At 68.6% G+C, this 18,528-nt stretch carries 9 protein-coding genes, 3 rRNA genes and 1 pseudogene; 9 read left to right on the top strand and 4 right to left on the bottom strand.

What is annotated here, in order from left to right; translation table 11 throughout:
* Positions 1–13: 13 nt before the first annotated feature.
* Both ACXKR8_RS22645 and ACXKR8_RS22640 read left to right on the top strand, forming a co-directional pair.
* Positions 14–526 carry a universal stress protein gene (locus tag ACXKR8_RS22645; protein WP_458274702.1) on the top strand — a complete coding sequence of 171 codons (513 nt, stop codon included), beginning with the start codon at positions 14–16 and terminating at the stop codon, positions 524–526.
* 27 nt (positions 527–553) lie between these two features.
* Positions 554–1,243 (top strand): DsbA family oxidoreductase, encoded by a 690-nt coding sequence (locus tag ACXKR8_RS22640; protein WP_458274701.1) that lies wholly within the window; start codon positions 554–556, stop codon positions 1,241–1,243.
* Between the two features lie 43 nt (positions 1,244–1,286).
* Here ACXKR8_RS22640 and ACXKR8_RS22635 read toward each other — a convergent pair whose 3' ends face one another.
* Together ACXKR8_RS22635 and ACXKR8_RS22630 are read right to left on the bottom strand one after the other, a co-directional pair.
* Positions 1,287–3,338, bottom strand: a complete 2,052-nt coding sequence (locus tag ACXKR8_RS22635) for a sigma-70 family RNA polymerase sigma factor (RefSeq protein ID WP_458274700.1) — start codon at positions 3,336–3,338, stop codon at positions 1,287–1,289.
* A gap of 175 nt (positions 3,339–3,513) precedes the next feature.
* The gene (locus ACXKR8_RS22630) at positions 3,514–4,344 is read right to left on the bottom strand and encodes a TetR/AcrR family transcriptional regulator (RefSeq protein WP_458274699.1); all 831 of its coding nucleotides are present in this window, start codon (positions 4,342–4,344) and stop codon (positions 3,514–3,516) included.
* A 359-nt stretch (positions 4,345–4,703) separates the two neighbouring features.
* Here ACXKR8_RS22630 and ACXKR8_RS22625 point away from each other — a divergent pair, with 359 nt between their 5' ends.
* The 6 genes and pseudogenes from ACXKR8_RS22625 (at position 4,704) to ACXKR8_RS22600 (ending at position 14,331) form a co-directional block, all read left to right on the top strand.
* Entirely contained in the window at positions 4,704–6,047 is a 1,344-nt protein-coding gene (locus ACXKR8_RS22625; protein WP_458274698.1) for an NAD(P)/FAD-dependent oxidoreductase, read from the top strand.
* A gap of 445 nt (positions 6,048–6,492) precedes the next feature.
* Positions 6,493–8,158: pseudogene (locus ACXKR8_RS22620) on the top strand (ATP-binding SpoIIE family protein phosphatase).
* Positions 8,159–8,628: 470 nt separating this feature from the next.
* Positions 8,629–10,152 (top strand): 16S ribosomal RNA (locus tag ACXKR8_RS22615).
* Positions 10,153–10,414: 262 nt separating this feature from the next.
* Positions 10,415–13,538 (top strand): 23S ribosomal RNA (locus ACXKR8_RS22610).
* 77 nt (positions 13,539–13,615) lie between these two features.
* Positions 13,616–13,732, top strand: a 5S ribosomal RNA gene (gene rrf / locus ACXKR8_RS22605).
* The 16S, 23S and 5S rRNA genes sit together here, the layout of an rRNA operon.
* 89 nt (positions 13,733–13,821) lie before the next feature.
* Positions 13,822–14,331 carry a class I SAM-dependent methyltransferase gene (locus ACXKR8_RS22600; protein WP_462100646.1) on the top strand — a complete coding sequence of 170 codons (510 nt, stop codon included), beginning with the start codon at positions 13,822–13,824 and terminating at the stop codon, positions 14,329–14,331.
* Positions 14,332–14,542: 211 nt separating this feature from the next.
* On the opposite strand, the gene ACXKR8_RS22595 is transcribed toward ACXKR8_RS22600, so the two are convergent.
* Positions 14,543–15,634 (bottom strand): DUF5937 family protein, encoded by a 1,092-nt coding sequence (locus ACXKR8_RS22595; protein WP_458274696.1) that lies wholly within the window; start codon positions 15,632–15,634, stop codon positions 14,543–14,545.
* Positions 15,635–15,765: 131 nt separating this feature from the next.
* On the opposite strand from ACXKR8_RS22595, the gene ACXKR8_RS22590 reads away from it, so the two are divergent.
* On the top strand, positions 15,766–17,136 hold the full coding sequence (locus ACXKR8_RS22590; RefSeq protein ID WP_462100696.1) for an MFS transporter: 1,371 nt from the start codon (positions 15,766–15,768) through the stop codon (positions 17,134–17,136).
* A 112-nt stretch (positions 17,137–17,248) separates the two neighbouring features.
* Here ACXKR8_RS22590 and ACXKR8_RS22585 read toward each other — a convergent pair whose 3' ends face one another.
* Positions 17,249–18,205, bottom strand: coding sequence for an MFS transporter (locus ACXKR8_RS22585; protein WP_462100645.1), 957 nt, complete (start codon positions 18,203–18,205; stop codon positions 17,249–17,251).
* Positions 18,206–18,528 lie beyond the last annotated feature (323 nt).

Raw genomic sequence — 18,528 nt, 5'->3', positions numbered from 1 at the left:
AACCATGGGTGCCATGCCCACCGCACCCTCCCCGTCAGCGAGCCCGTTCAGCACCGCGCCCCCCGGCATCGTCGTCGGCGTCGACGGCTCGGACGGCTCGCTCTGGGCGCTCGACCGGGCCTTCACCGAGGCCGCCGCGCTCGCCCTGCCGCTGCATGTGCTCTCCGCGGTCAACCCCTCCCCGGCCGGCTACGCCCCCGGCGTGGCCGAGCTGGCCGAGGAGAGCGCCGAACGGCTGCTCCAGGGCATGTGCCAGGTTGCCGAGCGGGCCATCGCCACCGTCGCCCAGCGCCACCCCGACGCCGCGACGCCCGCGCTGTTCGCCGTCCTGGGCAACCCGATCGACATCCTGCTGGAGGCCTCCGCCCGGCAGCACACCATGGTGGTCGGCGCCCGCGGCAACGGCGGCTTCAGCCGGCTGCTGCTCGGCTCGGTGGCCTCGGCGCTGGTGCACCACGCGGCCTGCCCGGTGCTGCTGGTCCCGGCCCGGAATACCCCGCTCACGACACCGGTTGACATCACCTGACCAAGCAGACAAAGGGAGCGTTCAGCCGTGAAGATCGACGTGTTCAGCGACATCGCCTGTCCGTGGTGCTACATCGGCAAGCGCCGCTTCGAGCGCGCCCTGGCTGCTTTCCCGCACCCGGTCGAGGTCGTCTACCGCCCGTACCAGCTGGTCCCCGACGCTCCCGCCGAGGCCACCCCGCACCGGGCCTGGCTGGCCGAGCGCTACGGGCCGCAGTCCCGGGCCATGGACGACCGGGTGGCCGCGCTGGGCGCGACCGAGGGCATCACGTACGACTTCGACGCCGCGCTGCACGCCAACACCTTCGACGGCCACCGGCTGCTCCGCCTGGCCGCCACCGAGTACGGGCTGCCGGTCCAGCACGACCTCAAGGAGCGGCTGCTCGCGGCCCACTTCAGCGACGGCGTCGACGTCGGCGACCACGCCGCCCTGACCGACATCGCGGTCGCGGCCGGTCTGGACCGGGACCGGGTCACCGGCTACCTCGGCTCCGACGAGGGCGCGGCCGAGCTGACCGCCGAGCTGGAGCAGGCCCGCGCCATCGGCATCAGCTCCGTCCCCACCTTCGTCATCGACGAGACCTGGGCGGTGCAGGGCGCCCAGGAGACCTCAACCTTCCTCCGCGCGCTGGAGCAGGCCGCAGCGGCGACCGCGACCGCGACGCATTCGGACCACGGTGACGCGGGCGCCTGCGCGGACGGCAGCTGCGCGGTCTGACCCACCTGACCTGACCCCATCTGACCTGGCCTCAGCTCTGGCCTCACTGGCAGCGGAAGCGCGCGTTCGCCCAGTCCGCGACATTCACCACCGAGCCGAACGGGCCGCTCCGCCCGCCCGTCGCGATCAGGCGGATCGCGGTCACCCCGCGCAGCGGGACGTCCACCGGCACGGCCGTGTCGCCGCCGTGCATCACCCCGGAGCTCCACAGGGTGCGCCCGCTGTTCGCGTCCAGCACCGAGAAGCGGGCCGCGCCGAGGCCCAGGGTCATGTCGTCGATCCCGGCGGAGGCGTCGAACTCGCTGCACTGCCGGTTCAGCTGGATGGTCACCGAGGACGGCGCGTGCACGGTGATCCCGCGCCCGAAGTTCTGGCCGCCGATCCGCACCCCGCGGCTGCGCTGCCAGAGCCAGCTGGACACGCTGCCGTCCACGCTGGGGCCGGTGGCCGGGCCGACCCCGGTGAAGGGCAGCGCGTCCACGAAGTAGTCGGCCGGGGCGGGCGGCGGCACCGGCGGTTTCGGCTTCGGCGTCGGCCTGGGCGTGGGTTTCGGCACCGGCTTGGGGCTGGCCACCGGACGCGGCTTCACCGGGGGCGCCGTGGTGTGCCGGACCGAGGGACGCGGCCTGGGCCGTACCACCGGGGGGACCACGGCGGGCGCCGGGCTGGGCGCCACGGTGGCCGCGGGCGTGGCCGGCGGCACGGTGGCCACCGGCCTGGGAATGACCTTCACCGCGTGCGGTCGGGGCGGCGGCGGCTTGTGCTCGCTGCCGGTGAGGGCGAAGACCACCCCGGCCACCGCCACCACGGTGACGGCCGCGGCGATCCCGGCCTTCGCCGGAATTCCGAGCCCCTCGCTCACCGCCGCGCCGCCGCCGGCCGCGCTGCTTCCGCCACCCGCGGCTGCTCCGCCCGCGGCCGCCCCGGCAGTCGCTCCCGCGGTCGCTCCGGCCGCGGTGCCCGCGGCGGCCGTGCCGGTGGTCCCGCCGGCGGCGACGCCCACCCCGATGCCGATCCCGGCGGCGCCCGCCGCACCCGCGGCCAGCACCGTGAAGTACCCCGACCCGATCCACACCAGCACGCCCACCGGGAGCAGCTCGCGCAGGCCGTGGTTGAGGTCCACCAGTTCCAGGTACGCCGCCGAGCAGCGGTCGCACTCCTTCATGTGGCCGCGGATGTCCCCGGCCGCCCGCTTGCCCAGCGAGCCGCGGGCGAAGGCGCCCAGCCGGCGCGCGTGCTCCTCGCAGGGCCGGGCCTGGGAGTCGGAGATGTGCGCCTGCAGGAACTCGGCGGCGAGCCGGTCCCTGGCCCGGTGCGCCTGCACCGCGGTCGCGTTGGCGGTCTTGCCGATGATCGCGGCCACCTCGCGCGGCGGTTCCTGCTGCACCTCGGTGTGCCAGAGCACCAGCTGGTCGTCGGGTTCCAGCCTGCTGAAGGCCCGCAGCACCAGCGAGTGGTCGACGCCGACCATCGCCCAGGCGTCCGCGCCGGGATCGGTGACGCTGACATCGGCGACCACCGCCGAGGTCGCCGCGAACAGGGTGAAGTCGTCGACCAGTTGCTCGCGCCGGTCGCTGCGGCTCCAGGTCGCGGCGATGTTGCGGACCGCCGTCAGCAGATAGGCGCGGACCGCGAACTCCGGCCCCTTTCCCGACCGCAGCGCCTGCAGGGTACGGGCGAAGACCTCGCCGGCCAGGTCCTCCGCGGTGAACGCGTCCCGGCAGCAGGTACGGGCGTAGCGGCGGACGGCGTCGGCGTGGCGCCGGTACAGCTCCTCGAACGCGGAGTCGTCCCCGGCCCGTACCGCGGCCGTGAGGGCGGTGTCGGAGGCGGGCAGGTCCTCGGCGTCGACCGGGCCGCCGGGGGCCGGGACGGTGGCGGCAGGGCCGCTCGCCGACCCCGGTCCGTGGTCCGAGCCGGTGCCCGTTCCGGTCCCCGCGCCCGATTCTGATCCGGTACCTGTTGCCGGCCCGGTGCCCGCTCCGGGCCCGGAGCGGTGCCGGGGGCCCTGGGCCGGGATCTGCGGCAGCTGCGGAGCGACCCGGGCCTCCGGGTCGTCCGCGCCCCGCTCGTCGTCCTGGCCGTCAACGCGCATGGCAGCCCCCGTGTCGATCCACGGCCACACACTGCCACGGTGGTTGGGCCGACACGGCCGGTTCGGCCACTGACCACTCTTCCGGGTCGGACGGAACTGGTCCCGCGTACGACACCCGTACACAGGACCGCTCCCAGCGGGTCGGCGCGAGTCGCCGGGCCGTCACCTGGCGTCCTCAGCTTGCCCGCAGGCCGTCCAGCAGGATCCGCAGCAGCCTGGTCGACGAGCCCAGGCCCACCTCGATGCCGTCGGCCGTCCCCGTACCCGTCGCGGTGGGCCCGGGGGCGCTCGGCGAGGTGTAGGCGGGCACCGACGCGGTCAGCACCAGCACCACGTCCGACACGGTCACCCCGGTCCGCAGCTCACCGGTCGAGCGGGCCCGCTCGACCAGCTGCGCGAGCAGCTCCAGCAGCCGCGCCGGATCCGCGTCCGCGCCGCCCTCCCCGCCGGCCACCGCCGCGACCTCGAGTGAGGGAGCGCCACCGGCCGCACGCTGCACCGGGATCCGCTCCATCCGCTCGGCGTAGCGGAAGGCCTCCGGCGGCAGCAGCCGGCCCGCGCCGGTGGCCACCGCCCGGGTCAGGTACCCGGCCAGGGCGTCCCAGGGCTGCGCCTCGCCGTTCAGCGACTCCAGCGCTTCCAGGGCCTGCGCGGTGAGCCAGGAGACCTCCTCCGCGGCGATACGGCGGACCAGCACCTCCTTGCTGGGGAAGCGTCGGTACACCGTGCCGACGCCGACCCCGGCCCGCCGGGCGACTTCCTCCATCGGTGCGCCGTAGCCGAGTTCGCCGAAGACCTCGCGGGCGGCGCGGAGCACGCTCTCCAGATTGCGGCGGGCGTCCACCCGCAGCCGGCCGCCGGAACCCGCAGCGGTGCCCGAGCCGCTCCCGCTGCCCACCCCGCCGCCCCCGCTTCCCGAACCCTCCGCGCCGCCGAGCCGTCCGTTCCGCTGTTCCGGAATCGCACGTTCCGAGCCGTGCGGAACTGTATGTTCCTGCTGAACCATGACGATCGTCCTCCCCCCGTGGGCACCCCGTCCTCAGCGATGCCCCCCCGACACGCACACGATGCAGTGCGCCGGCGACCGGCACACAGACTCCACGACCATAGTTGAGAGCCGATCGGACAGAACAGGGGCCTCGCCAAGGATTGGGCGGCTCCGCCTCCGCTACGCGCACCGCACAACCCGGGGGCAACGTAGGGCATATGGGCAGAAGCACGGAGCCACGGGCGGACAATACGGGGTGTACCACCCATCCCACAGCTGTCCGGATTTCACCACCCCCGACCCACCCGTCTCACCGGATTCAAGCGCGGACTATGTACATCCGGCCGCCGAGGGTGCGAAATGGACCGGTGACACCGGTGACCACCCCACCAGCCCCACCCCCACGGATCCTGCTCGTCGGCGGGGGCCACGTCGGCCTCTACACCGCCCTGCGGCTGCAGCAGCGGCTGCGCCCCGGCGAAGCGGAACTGACCCTCGTCGACCCCAAGTCCTACATGACGTACCAGCCGCTGCTGGCCGAGGCCGCCGCGGGCGCGGTCGACCCCCGGCATGTCGTCGTCCCGTTCCGGCGGGTGCTGCCGCGTGCCCAGGTGGTGCTCGGACGGCTGAGCGGCCTGGACCCGTCCAGCCGCACCGCCACCGTGACCGTCCCCGCGCCGGTGCACGGGCACTCCGGACGCGACCTCCAACTCGGCTACGACCTGCTGGTGCTGGCGCCGGGCGCGATCCCGCGGATACTCCCGGTCCCGGGGCTGGCCGAGCACGGCATCGGCTTCCACAGCGTGGAAGAGGCGGTGTCGCTGCGGAACCACGTGCTGGCGCAGCTCGACCTCGCCTCCTCCACCCGTGACGCGGCGCTCCGCGAGGCCGCGCTGACCTTCGTCTTCATCGGCGGCGGCTACGCCGGCACCGGGGCGCTGGCCGAACTGGAGGACATGGCCCGCTACGCGGCCAGGCACTACCCCGGCGTCGACGCCGAGGACCTGCACTGGGTCCTGGTCGAGGCAGGCAAGCGGATCCTGCCCGAGACCGAACCGGACGTCGGCCTGCGCACCACCGCCGAACTGCGCGGACGCAATATCGAGGTCAGGGTCGGCACCAGGCTCGAATCCGTCGCCGACGGCGTGGTCACCCTCTCCGACGGCAGCCGCTTCGCCGCCCGCACCCTGGTCTGGACGGCCGGGGTCCGGGCCAGCCCGGTGCTGCGGGCGACCGGGCTGCCGGTCGACGCGCAGGGACGGCTGCGCTGCGACGCCGCCATGCGGGTGCTCGGGCAGGAGGGCATCTGGGCGGCCGGCGACGGCGCCGCGGTGCCGGACCTGGCCAGGGGAGGGGAGGAGTGCTGCGCCCCCAACGCCCAGCACGCGGTCCGGCAGGCCCGGGTGCTCGCTGACAACATCCTCGCCCAGCTCCGAGGCGAGCCCACCACCGAGTACCGGCACGAGCTCCGGGGCTCGCTCACCTCGCTGGGGCTGCACAAGGGCGTCGCCCAGCTCCGCGGCCGCGCCCTGCACGGCCGTTCGGCCTGGCTGCTGCACCGCGCGGTGCACCTGCGCCGGGTGCCCACGCTGGACCGCAAGGCCCGGGTGCTCGCCGACTGGTTCCTGGCCGGGGTGCTCAAGCGGGAGATCGTGTCGATGGGCGCGATGGAGCAGCCGCGGGCCGGCTTCGAGACGGTGATGGAGCAGGACCGGGAGTAGCGCGCGGGAAGCCGGGCACGGGGAAGCCGGGCACGGGGAACCCGGGCACTGGAACCCAGGCACTGGAACCCAGGCATGATGTCGCTCGCCGGGGACATCAGCCACACTGGTCGGACGTCCCGCGCCGTCCCGCCGGGCCGCCCGCCGACCGAGCCGCCCGTCAGGATGAACATCCAGGCTGGACCCTGCTGGACACACATACAGGAAAGGTCCTGTGAATCTCACGCGTTGGAGCGCCCGGCTCCCCGGAGGGCAGCGCCGAGCCTCGGCGTCGCCCCAGGTGACAGCATCCGCTGGCGGCGCCGTCGGCGGCGAAGCCCTGCTCCCCACCGCCCGGGAACTGCTCGACGCCCACGCCCCGGCCACCGGATCGCCGTCCGGGTCCGCTGACGGGTCGGGCGGGAGCAGGGACGGCAGGCCGGACCAGCAGCCCACGGTCCAGGACGTGCTGGCCCACCTGCCCGCGCTGGTCGTGGTCAGCTACGGTCCCGGACACCGGCTCGGCTACCTCAACCGTGCCTACACCGAGGTCTTCGGCCCCCGGCCCACGGGAGTGCCCGCGCACCAGGTGATGCCCGAGCTGGAAGAGCTGGGCCTGCTGCCGCTGATGGACCAGGCGTTCCGCACCGGGCGGCCCCGTACCGTCAAGGCGCGCAAGGTCACCCACTCCTCGTTCACCAGTTCCCCTTCTGCTGCTCCTGCCGGGTCTTCGGCGGCTTCGGCTGCCTCGGCTGCGGAGCGCCCGCGCTACTACACCTTCATCTGCGTCCCGGTCCGCGACAGCGAGGACCTCGGCCGGCAGATCACCGCCCTGGCCTCGACCCACCAGCACCAGCAGGGGCGGATCACCACCACCCTCGGCGCGCTGCGCCGCAGCAGCAACGCCGCCGACGTCTGCGGCGTGCTGGTCTTCGGGGCCGAGGTCACCGACCAGGTCCAGGTCACCGAGCGGCTCCGGGAGAGCGAACGCCGGCACCGCGAGGCCGCGGTCACCCTGCAGCGCAGCCTGCTCCCGCAGAAGCTCGAACAGCCGGACGACCTCCGCGTCGCCGCCACCTACCAGCCCGGCGGCGCCGACGCCGCCGTCGGCGGGGACTGGTACGACGTGATCACCCTCGGCGGCGGACGCACCGCCCTGGTCATCGGCGACGTCATGGGCCGCGGCATGCGCGCCGCCGCCGTCATGGGCCAGCTGCGGACGGCGGTACGCGCCTACGCCCGGCTCGACCTGCCCCCGCACGAGGTGCTGCAACTGCTGGACGGGCTGGCCTCGGAGATCGACGCGACGCTCATCGCCACCTGCGTCTACGCGGTCTACGACCCCAGTGAGCAGCGCATCACCTACTCCTCGCCGGCCATCTGCCGATGATGATCAGGGAGACCGACGGCTCGGTCACCCGCCCCGAGGAGCCCTGCGGCCCCCCGCTCGGCACCGGCGGCTACCTGCACACCTCCGGCACCCTCGCCTTCGGTACCGGCGCCACCGGCGTCCTCTACACCGACGGCCTGGTCGAGCGCCGGGGCCAGGACATCGACGAGGGGCTCGACGCGCTGGCCCACACCTTCGCCGGGGCGAACGGCATGCCGGACGTCATCTGCTCCCGGCTGCTCCGCGCCATGGGGGTCACCCCCGACCACGACGACGACGTGGCCGCCCTGGTCTTCCAGCTGCCGGAGCACGACCCGGACACCGCCGAGCTCTTCCGCGGCGCGTCGCTCGACCTGCTCGGCGGCGCCGAGGCGGTCTCCAGCGCCCGGGCCTTCACCACGGGGGTGCTGTCGAGCTGGCGGCTGGGGGAGGAACTGCTCGACCTGGGCGTGCTCGCGGTGAGCGAACTGGTTTCCAACTCCTTCACCCACGGCCACCCCCGATGCACCTCCGGCTGCGCCGCACCGACCGCCGACTCACCATCGAGGTCACCGACGCCGACGACCACCTCCCGCGCCGCCGCAGCGCCGAGCCGGCCGACGAGACCGGCCGCGGCATCGCCATCGTCGCGACCATCGCCAGCAGCTGGGGAACCCGCCGCACTCCGGACGGCGGCAAGGCCGTCTGGTGCGACTTCCTGCTCCCGGCAGCGCGTCAGACGACTCGTCAGCAATCGGTTTGACATCGTCCGGGCAGCCGCCTAATGTACGTCGAGCTGCCTGAACAGGAGCCCCGAACGCGCTGAGCGCGGCCGGTCCTGGGCAGCCACTCCATCGCAAGAATCGCAGGGCTGTTCTTTGGCATGCGCTCTTTTCGAAGGAATAGCGGAATTGGCTCGGATCGAGGAATTCCGCTAGAGTTTCACTCGTCGGAACGGGCCGGAAACGGGCCGGGAGGACGGAAAGCAGAGCGGAAACGGTCTGCTAGAGTAGAAAACGAAGTACGAACGAAGCGCCCGGAGGGTCGGTCTGAAAGCCGCCTGAAGGAAGTGTCCGTTCCTTGAGAACTCAACAGCGTGCCAAAAGTCAACGCCAAGTTTCATTTGGCAAGATAATGCAGTAAACACTAGCGAGGACGCAGTGCACGGGGTCGGCTATTCCGCTGATCGTCGTGCCGCTCTTTCGCGGGTGCTATCAGGATTACCTGATGACATTCACGGAGAGTTTGATCCTGGCTCAGGACGAACGCTGGCGGCGTGCTTAACACATGCAAGTCGAACGGTGAAGCCCTTCGGGGTGGATCAGTGGCGAACGGGTGAGTAACACGTGGGCAATCTGCCCTGCATTCTGGGACAAGCCTTGGAAACGAGGTCTAATACCGGATACGACGCATCTCCGCATGGGGTGTGCGTGGAAAGCTCCGGCGATGCAGGATGAGCCCGCGGCCTATCAGCTTGTTGGTGGGGTAATGGCCTACCAAGGCGACGACGGGTAGCCGGCCTGAGAGGGCGACCGGCCACACTGGGACTGAGACACGGCCCAGACTCCTACGGGAGGCAGCAGTGGGGAATATTGCACAATGGGCGAAAGCCTGATGCAGCGACGCCGCGTGAGGGATGACGGCCTTCGGGTTGTAAACCTCTTTCAGCAGGGAAGAAGCGCAAGTGACGGTACCTGCAGAAGAAGCACCGGCTAACTACGTGCCAGCAGCCGCGGTAATACGTAGGGTGCGAGCGTTGTCCGGATTTATTGGGCGTAAAGAGCTCGTAGGCGGCTTGTCGCGTCGGATGTGAAAGCCCGGGGCTTAACTCCGGGTCTGCATTCGATACGGGCAGGCTAGAGTGTGGTAGGGGAGATCGGAATTCCTGGTGTAGCGGTGAAATGCGCAGATATCAGGAGGAACACCGGTGGCGAAGGCGGATCTCTGGGCCATTACTGACGCTGAGGAGCGAAAGCGTGGGGAGCGAACAGGATTAGATACCCTGGTAGTCCACGCCGTAAACGTTGGGAACTAGGTGTGGGTCACATTCCACGTGGTCCGCGCCGCAGCTAACGCATTAAGTTCCCCGCCTGGGAGTACGGCCGCAAGGCTAAAACTCAAAGGAATTGACGGGGCCCGCACAAGCAGCGGAGCATGTGGCTTAATTCGACGCAACGCGAAGAACCTTACCAAGGCTTGACATATACCGGAAACGTGCAGAGATGTACGCCCCCTTGTGGTCGGTATACAGGTGGTGCATGGTTGTCGTCAGCTCGTGTCGTGAGATGTTGGGTTAAGTCCCGCAACGAGCGCAACCCTCGTTCTGTGTTGCCAGCATGCCTTTCGGGGTGATGGGGACTCACAGGAGACTGCCGGGGTCAACTCGGAGGAAGGTGGGGACGACGTCAAATCATCATGCCCCTTATGTCTTGGGCTGCACACGTGCTACAATGGCCGGTACAATGAGCTGCGATACCGCGAGGTGGAGCGAATCTCAAAAAGCCGGTCTCAGTTCGGATTGGGGTCTGCAACTCGACCCCATGAAGTCGGAGTTGCTAGTAATCGCAGATCAGCATTGCTGCGGTGAATACGTTCCCGGGCCTTGTACACACCGCCCGTCACGTCACGAAAGTCGGTAACACCCGAAGCCGGTGGCCTAACCCGTAAGGGAAGGAGCTGTCGAAGGTGGGACCAGCGATTGGGACGAAGTCGTAACAAGGTAGCCGTACCGGAAGGTGCGGCTGGATCACCTCCTTTCTAAGGAGCACAGTGCCACTGCGTCAGCATCTGTCTGACGGTGGCCAGCTCATGGGTGGAACGTTGACTATTCGGCACGATCGTTTGGGACGAAGCAAGTACTGCACCTCGGTGCGTGGAACGTTGAGTCTTCGAGCGGTCGGGTCGGGCGCGCTGTTGGGTCCTGAGGGAACGGAAGTCCCCTCTGAACGCCGGCCCCATGCTTGTACTGGTGGGTGGTTGGTCGTTGCTTGAGAACTGCACAGTGGACGCGAGCATCTGTGGCCAAGTTTTTAAGGGCGCACGGTGGATGCCTTGGCACTAGGAACCGATGAAGGACGTGGGAGGCCACGATAGGCCCCGGGGAGCTGTCAACCGAGCTTTGATCCGGGGGTGTCCGAATGGGGAAACCCGGCAGTCGTCATGGGCTGTCACCCGCCGCTGAACACATAGGCGGTGTGGAGGGAACGCGGGGAAGTGAAACATCTCAGTACCCGCAGGAAGAGAAAACAACCGTGATTCCGAGAGTAGTGGCGAGCGAAATCGGATGAGGCTAAACCAGTCACGTGTGATACCCGGCAGGGGTTGCGTGGTTGGGGTCGTGGGACAGTTCTTGTTTGGTCTGCCGGCCGAGCGGAGAGTCAGAAACCGTATGGGTAGTCGAAGGACATGCGAAAGGTCCGGCGTAGAGGGTAAGACCCCCGTAGACGAAACTTGTACGGCTCTCTTGGATTGTTCCCAAGTAGCACGGAGCCCGAGAAATTCCGTGTGAATCTGGCGGGACCACCCGCTAAGCCTAAATATTCCCTAGTGACCGATAGCGGACAGTACCGTGAGGGAATGGTGAAAAGTACCGCGGGAGCGGAGTGAAATAGTACCTGAAACCGTGTGCCTACAAGCCGTGGGAGCGTCGCAGACGTCACTTGTGATGATCTGTCGTGACTGCGTGCCTTTTGAAGAATGAGCCTGCGAGTTTGCGGTGTGTTGCGAGGTTAACCCGTGTGGGGTAGCCGTAGCGAAAGCGAGTCCGAATAGGGCGATTGAGTAGCGCGCCCAAGACCCGAAGCGGAGTGATCTAGCCATGGGCAGGTTGAAGCGCGGGTAAGACCGTGTGGAGGACCGAACCCACCAGGGTTGAAAACCTGGGGGATGACCTGTGGTTAGGGGTGAAAGGCCAATCAAACTCCGTGATAGCTGGTTCTCCCCGAAATGCATTTAGGTGCAGCGTCGCGTGTTTCTTGCCGGAGGTAGAGCACTGGATAGGCGATGGGCCCCACCGGGTTACTGACCTTAGCCAAACTCCGAATGCCGGTAAGTGAGAGCGCGGCAGTGAGACTGTGGGGGATAAGCTCCATGGTCGAGAGGGAAACAGCCCAGAACACCGGCTAAGGCCCCTAAGCGTGTGCTAAGTGGGAAAGGATGTGGAGTCGCAGAGACAACCAGGAGGTTGGCTTAGAAGCAGCCACCCTTTAAAGAGTGCGTAATAGCTCACTGGTCAAGTGATTCCGCGCCGACAATGTAGCGGGGCTCAAGTACACCGCCGAAGCCGTGTCATTGCAACGTGAAGCCCCAACGGGTGTTGTGATGGGTAGGGGAGCGTCGTGTGCCGGGTGAAGCGGCGGCGGAAGCCAGTCGTGGACGGTTCACGAGTGAGAATGCAGGCATGAGTAGCGATACAAGAGTGGGAAACTCTTGCGCCGATTGACCAAGGGTTCCTGGGTCAAGCTGATCTGCCCAGGGTAAGTCGGGACCTAAGGCGAGGCCGACAGGCGTAGTCGATGGACAACGGGTTGATATTCCCGTACCCGCTTTGAAGCGCCAACGTCGAACCTCTGAATGCTAAAGCCGCGAAGCCGCCCTGAAGTCTTCGGATGGATGGGAGTGGTGGAGCCGCTGACCCAACAGGGTAGTAGGTGAGCGATGGGGTGACGCAGGAAGGTAGTCCAGCCCGGGCGGTGGTTGTCCCGGGGTAAGGGTGTAGGACGTGTGATAGGCAAATCCGTCGCACATATAGTCTGAGACCTGATGCCGAGCCGATTGTGGTGAAGTGGATGATCCTATGCTGTCGAGAAAAGCCTCTAGCGAGTTTCATGGCGGCCCGTACCCCAAACCGACTCAGGTGGTCAGGTAGAGAATACCGAGGCGTTCGGGTGAACTATGGTTAAGGAACTCGGCAAAATGCCCCCGTAACTTCGGGAGAAGGGGGGCCGGAACTGGTGATGGGACTTGCTCCTTGAGCTGGGGCCGGCCGCAGAGACCAGCGAGAAGCGACTGTTTACTAAAAACACAGGTCCGTGCGAAGCCGTAAGGCGATGTATACGGACTGACGCCTGCCCGGTGCTGGAACGTTAAGGGGACCGGTTAGCTCTGTTTCGACGGGGCGAGGCTGAGAACTTAAGCGCCAGTAAACGGCGGTGGTAACTATAACCATCCTAAGGTAGCGAAATTCCTTGTCGGGTAAGTTCCGACCTGCACGAATGGCGTAACGACTTCTCGACTGTCTCAACCATAGGCCCGGTGAAATTGCATTACGAGTAAAGATGCTCGTTTCGCGCAGCAGGACGGAAAGACCCCGGGACCTTTACTATAGCTTGATATTGGTGTTCGGTTCGGCTTGTGTAGGATAGGTGGGAGACTTTGAAGCTCAGACGCCAGTTTGGGTGGAGTCGTCGTTGAAATACCACTCTGGTCGTGCTGGATGTCTAACCTGGGTCCGTGATCCGGATCAGGGACAGTGTCTGGTGGGTAGTTTAACTGGGGCGGTTGCCTCCTAAAATGTAACGGAGGCGCCCAAAGGTTCCCTCAGCCTGGTTGGCAATCAGGTGTTGAGTGTAAGTGCACAAGGGAGCTTGACTGTGAGACCGACGGGTCGAGCAGGTGCGAAAGCAGGGACTAGTGATCCGGCGGTGGCTTGTGGAAGCGCCGTCGCTCAACGGATAAAAGGTACCCCGGGGATAACAGGCTGATCTTCCCCAAGAGTCCATATCGACGGGATGGTTTGGCACCTCGATGTCGGCTCGTCGCATCCTGGGCTGGAGTAGGTCCCAAGGGTTGGGCTGTTCGCCCATTAAAGCGGTACGCGAGCTGGGTTTAGAACGTCGTGAGACAGTTCGGTCCCTATCCGCTGCGCGCGCAGGAGTCTTGAGAAGGGCTGTCCCTAGTACGAGAGGACCGGGACGGACGAACCTCTGGTGTGCCAGTTGTCCTGCCAAGGGCATGGCTGGTTGGCTACGTTCGGAAAGGATAACCGCTGAAAGCATCTAAGCGGGAAGCCTGCTTCGAGATGAGGACTCCCACCACCATCGAGTGGGTAAGGCTCCCAGTAGACGACTGGGTTGATAGGCCGGATGTGGAAGCCCTGTAAGGGGTGGAGCTGACCGGTACTAATAGGCCGAGGGCTTGACCATAGTTGCTACGCGTCCACTGTGCAGTTCTGAAGTCACGACCCGCCTGCTTAGGCAGGTGCGTGTCAACTTCATAGTGTTTCGGTGGTCATAGCGTGAGGGAAACGCCCGGTAACATCCCGAACCCGGAAGCTAAGCCTCATAGCGCCGATGGTACTGCAGGGGGGACCCTGTGGGAGAGTAGGACGCCGCCGAACAACCATTACAGTAAAGCCCCGACTGGGTTCCCGGTCGGGGCTTTACTGCGTTGCGGGCTTGCACCCGGCTAACTAGCCTCTACCTCTTGATGACTGATGACTCGTGGGACTCCATCGCTGACTGGTACGTGGAGCGTCTCGCCGCCGGCTCCGCCATGCATGACTTCAATCGGGACATCCTCCTGGAGCAGCTGCCCGACCAGCTTTCCGGACAGCGCGTTCTCGACCTCGGCTGCGGGGAGGGGATCGTGGTCCGCGCCCTTGCCGCCCGCGGTGCATCCGTCCTCGGAATCGACTCGTCACCTCGGATGATCGATCACGCCCGCGCGACCCAGGTTGACGCCGGCACAGTCGCCTACGCCGTCGATGACGGTTGCACCCTGGCCACCGTCCCCGACAGCTCCGTCGATTGGGTGACCGCAGGCCTCTCGCTGAACAATGTCCCCGACCTCGCCGCCGCCCTCCAGGCGATCCGACGGGTCCTGGTGCCAGGCGGCGGCTGCGTGTTCACGATCCCGCACCCCTGCTTCGAGGCCCCGCATGCGACCTGGACACATGCCGAGGACGGGACCGTACGCCGGGTGGTCGGGACTACCTGACTGAAGGCTTCTGGCGATCAGGCAATCCCGAGGGCGCGCGCCGGGCCGGCAATCAGCACCGGACCATGGCCACCTACCTCAACGCCCTGTTCCGCCACGGCTTCACGGTCGACGCCGTGGCGGAACCAGCTCCTACCGAGGCGCTCGTCGCCGCCCAGCCGCAGCGGGCCGGGCTGCCTCCGTTCCTGGTCGTCCGCGCAGCGGACAGCGCTCAGCGGAGGAGCGCGTCCAGCAGGTCCGTGCCCAGTGACGCTGCTGTCGCGGCGTCCAGTTCGTAGTGGACGTAGCGGCCGCGGCGATGGGTGGTGAGGAGTCCAGCCTTGCGGAGGACGGCGAGGTGGCGGGAGACCTCGGGTGCGCTCAACTCCCAGGCGCTGGCCAGTTCGCCCGTGGTGTGGGGGCCGCGGGCGAGGGTGCGGACCAGGCGGATGCGGGTCGGGTGCGCCAGCGCGTCCAGCCGCTGCTGGATCTGGTCCAGCGGGACGGGGCCGGGGGTCTCCGTCGACCGCCCGGTGATCGGGTACTGCAGCACCGGTCGCCAGCCGGGTGCGTGGACGCAGACCAGGTGCGGATGGCCGAAGACGGAGGGGATGAAGGTCACCCCGTCGCCGGCCGCGGTGGTGCTGTTGTCCTGGAGCTTGTCCATCACGATCCGCTGCCGGTCTTCGTCCAGGCTGAGCGAGGGCGAGACCGAGGCCAGCGTCCCGGCCAGCCCGTGGCGGGCCAGCAGATCGGTCTTGAGTCTTAGGTCCGCGGCGAGTTGGGGCTTGATCTGCTGCCAGGCCCGGTCGAAGAAGGCCGGGCCGCAGGCTTCCAGGGTTTCCCGTACCCGGGCTCTGACCAGGGGCGGGTCGGCCAGTAGCCGCTCGGCGAAGGCGGCCTGCTGTGGTCCTCGAGCCTGGGCGAGCTCCATCGCCCGACCGTGCGAGTCCGCATCGACCAGCGGCGAGGGGGTGTTGAAGAGCACCCGGTCCGAGCCGCAGGTCGTCACCAGGGCCGCTGACACATAGGTCTTGTCGTCGAGTTGGTCGAGCTGGTCCAGTTCTCCCGCCAGGGTCGGCGCCGGGCGGCCCGGGAGCAGGAAGTCGGCGCGGGACGAGCGCCACAGGAACTCGGCCTCGGCGAGCCGCTCGGCCAGTTCCGGCCGGAGGTCGGCCCGTACCCGGGCGGCCCAGGCCACGGTGGCCGGGTGGTGCGGCGGCGCTGCCAGCACATGCAGCATCGCGGTCAGTTCCGCGAGCGGGGAGGCGGCGAACAGCATCCGTTCCGGCGGTACCCCGGTGATGTCGACGGTGAGGCTCATGGAAACTATCGTCGCAGCTCACAGTGCACTGAAGGCCGACGATTGACGGTTGTCGTCAATCCGCGTGACCACTGTCGGGGTGCGGGACCACCGTAGCGACCATGACCACCCTGGATCAGTCGCCCACCCCCATGCTCCCGCCACCACCTGCCCCCGAGCGCCCGAAGGTCCGCGCGCTCATCCGCGCTTCCGGCGGACCGCGCTATGCCGTGGCGGTGACCGTGGACTCCCTCGGCTCCGGCATGCTGCGGCCCTTCCTCCTGCTCTACGGGATCGAGGTGTGCCGGCTGGGCGTGGTCCGGTCCGGTACGGCGATGTCGGTGGGGATGCTGGCCGGACTGGTGGCGGTGCCCTTCGCCGGGCGCTGGATCGACCGCGGTGCCCGGACGGCGGCGGTCGCCGCGGCGATGCTGGTCCGGGTGCTGGGGGTGGTGGTCCTGCTGGCCGCACCCCTGCTCGGCGGATCACCGCTCTGGGGGTTCACTCTGGCCGCGCTGTTCCTCGGCATCGGCAACCAGTGCTGGCCGCCCGCGCACGCCGCAGTGGTCGCCACCCTGTCCGAACCCCGCTACCGGGACGCCGCGCTGGCGATGGGGCGTTCACTGCGCAACGCCGGGATGGGCGCCGGCGCACTGATCGCGACGGTGAGCACGGCGGGCGGGGTGGGGGCGCTACGGACGCTGGCCGGGGTGACCGCGGTCGGCTATCTGGTCGCGGCGGCGCTGGTGCTCCCGATGCGGGTACGGGCGGGGCACCCGGCTGGGACGGAGCAGTCGGTCGGAAAGCAGTCGGCCGGGGAGGGGCACCCGGCCGGGGAGGGGCACCCGGCCGGGGAGGGGCACCCGGCCGGGGAGGGGCACCCGGCCGGGGAGGGGCACCCGGCCGGGCAGGGGCACCCGGCCGGGCAGGGGCACCCGGCCGGGCAGGGGCACCCGGCCGGGCAGGAACAGCCGGTCGGGAAGAAGCAGTCGGTCCGCCGCCGGGCGGTCGCCAGCGGCAGGCTCACCGTGCTGGACGTCGCCAATCTGCCCTATGCCTTCTGCTTCAACGTCCTTGAGGTCGCCCTGCCCGCCTTTCTGGTCACCCGGCTGCACGTGGCCCCGGCCTGGTCGGCCGGCATCTTCGTGGGCAATACCGTGCTGGTCGTCGCCACCCAGATCGCGGTGGTGATGTGGATGTCCCGCTTCGCCCGCCGTTCCGCGATGGCCTGCTCCGGGGTCGTACTGGCGATGTCCTATTTGGGCTTCTGGGCATCGGGGGCGTTCGGTGGTTGGGCGCGGCGGCAGGGGTCGCGGCGGTCTCCGTCCTCTATACGGCCGGGGAGATCATGTACACCGGCAGTGCGACAGCGCTCATCGTTGCGAGCACTGATCCGAACCGACTCGGAGCAGCGCTCTCGCGGTTCCAACTCTCCAGCGGCGTCGGCCTCGCCGCCTCCCCGGCCATCCTCACCGCCCTGCTGGCCTGGAGCTCAGCTGCGCTCTGGGGCTCCCTCGCCCTGACGACCCTGCTCGCCGCCGCAGCCGTCCGCCGCTGGGCTCCCACCGAGCGCCACTGGCCGGCTCCCTGACCAGCCCACTGACCGGTCCCCTGACCCGCTCCCCACCTGGTGGCTCACCGAGAGCGCCGCTCCGTGACCCAGTACGCGAGCCCCGCCAGCGGCAGCCCCGCGCCGAGGAGCACGACCGCGTCCCAGCCGTCGGCCCGGTAGGCCAGCGAGCCGAGTTCCGAGCCGAGGGCCCCGCCGAGGAAGAAGGTGGCCATGTAGACGCTGTTCAGCCGGGCCCGGGAGGCCGGATCCAGCTGGAAGATGACGTGCTGCCCCAGGATCATCGTGGTCTGCACCGCCATGTCGAGCAGGACCGCCGCGGCGCCGAGGGCGACGATGCTGTGCCGACCGAACCCGGCCAGGGCGAAGGCGGCTGCCGCGGCGGCCAGCCCCACCGCGGTCATCGGCCGGGTCAGGCCGTGGTCGGCCCAGCGTCCGACCAGCGGGGCGACCGCGACCCCGCCCGCGCCGACCAGCGCGAACAGGCCCACGCCGACCTGGCTGTAGTGGAACGGCGGGCTGGTGAGGACGTAGGAGATGGTGGTCCAGAAGGCGCTGAACGCCCCGAACATGGTCGCCTGGTAGAGCGCCCGCCGCCGCAACGGCTCATGCTCGCGCGCCAACCGAAGGGTGGAGCGCAGGAGTTCGCCGTAGCTGAGCCGACTGCTCGGATGCCGTTGCGGCAGCGCGCGGCGCAGGACCAGGGCGAGCAGAGCAGTCATGCCGGCCGAGGCGAGGTAGACCACGCGCCAGCTGGTGGCCTCGGCGAGCAGGCTGCCGAGGGTGCGGGAGAGCAGGATGCCGGCCAGCAGTCCGCTCATCACCTGGCCGACGACGCGTCCCCTGCTGTGGTCGGGGGCGAGGTCGGCGGCGAAGGGGACCAGGATCTGCACCACGACCAGGGTGGTGGAGAACAGCAGCGAGGCGGCGAGCAGCACGCCGAAGCCGGGGGCCAGACCGGCCAGGACCAGGCCGGCGGCGGTGAGGCCGAGCAGCAGGGTGGCGAGTCTGCGGTTCTCCACCCGGTCGCCGAGGGGACCAGCAGCAACAGCCCGAACGCGTAGCCGACCTGGGTGGCGGTGACCAGGCCGCCGGCCGTGGCCTCGTCGATGTGGAAGACCTGGCGGAGGTGGCTGAGCAGCGGCTGCGCGTAGTAGAGGTTGGCGACGGTCAGTCCGCAGGAGACGGCGAGCAGCAGGACCAGTCGGCGCGGTGGCCCCGAGGTGATCGGGTGGCTGTCGGTCAGGGTCTTGGCGGCCGGCACGGGCATGGGACTTCCCTCACATGGGAACCAGTTAAACCGGTTCCTCACGCTATCAGTTAAACCGGTTCGCGCAGTAGGGTG

The organism is Streptacidiphilus sp. PAMC 29251 (assembly GCF_054208735.2).
The sequence above is the reverse complement of the archived record's forward strand: the minus strand, read 5'-3'. Positions and strand labels throughout refer to the sequence as shown.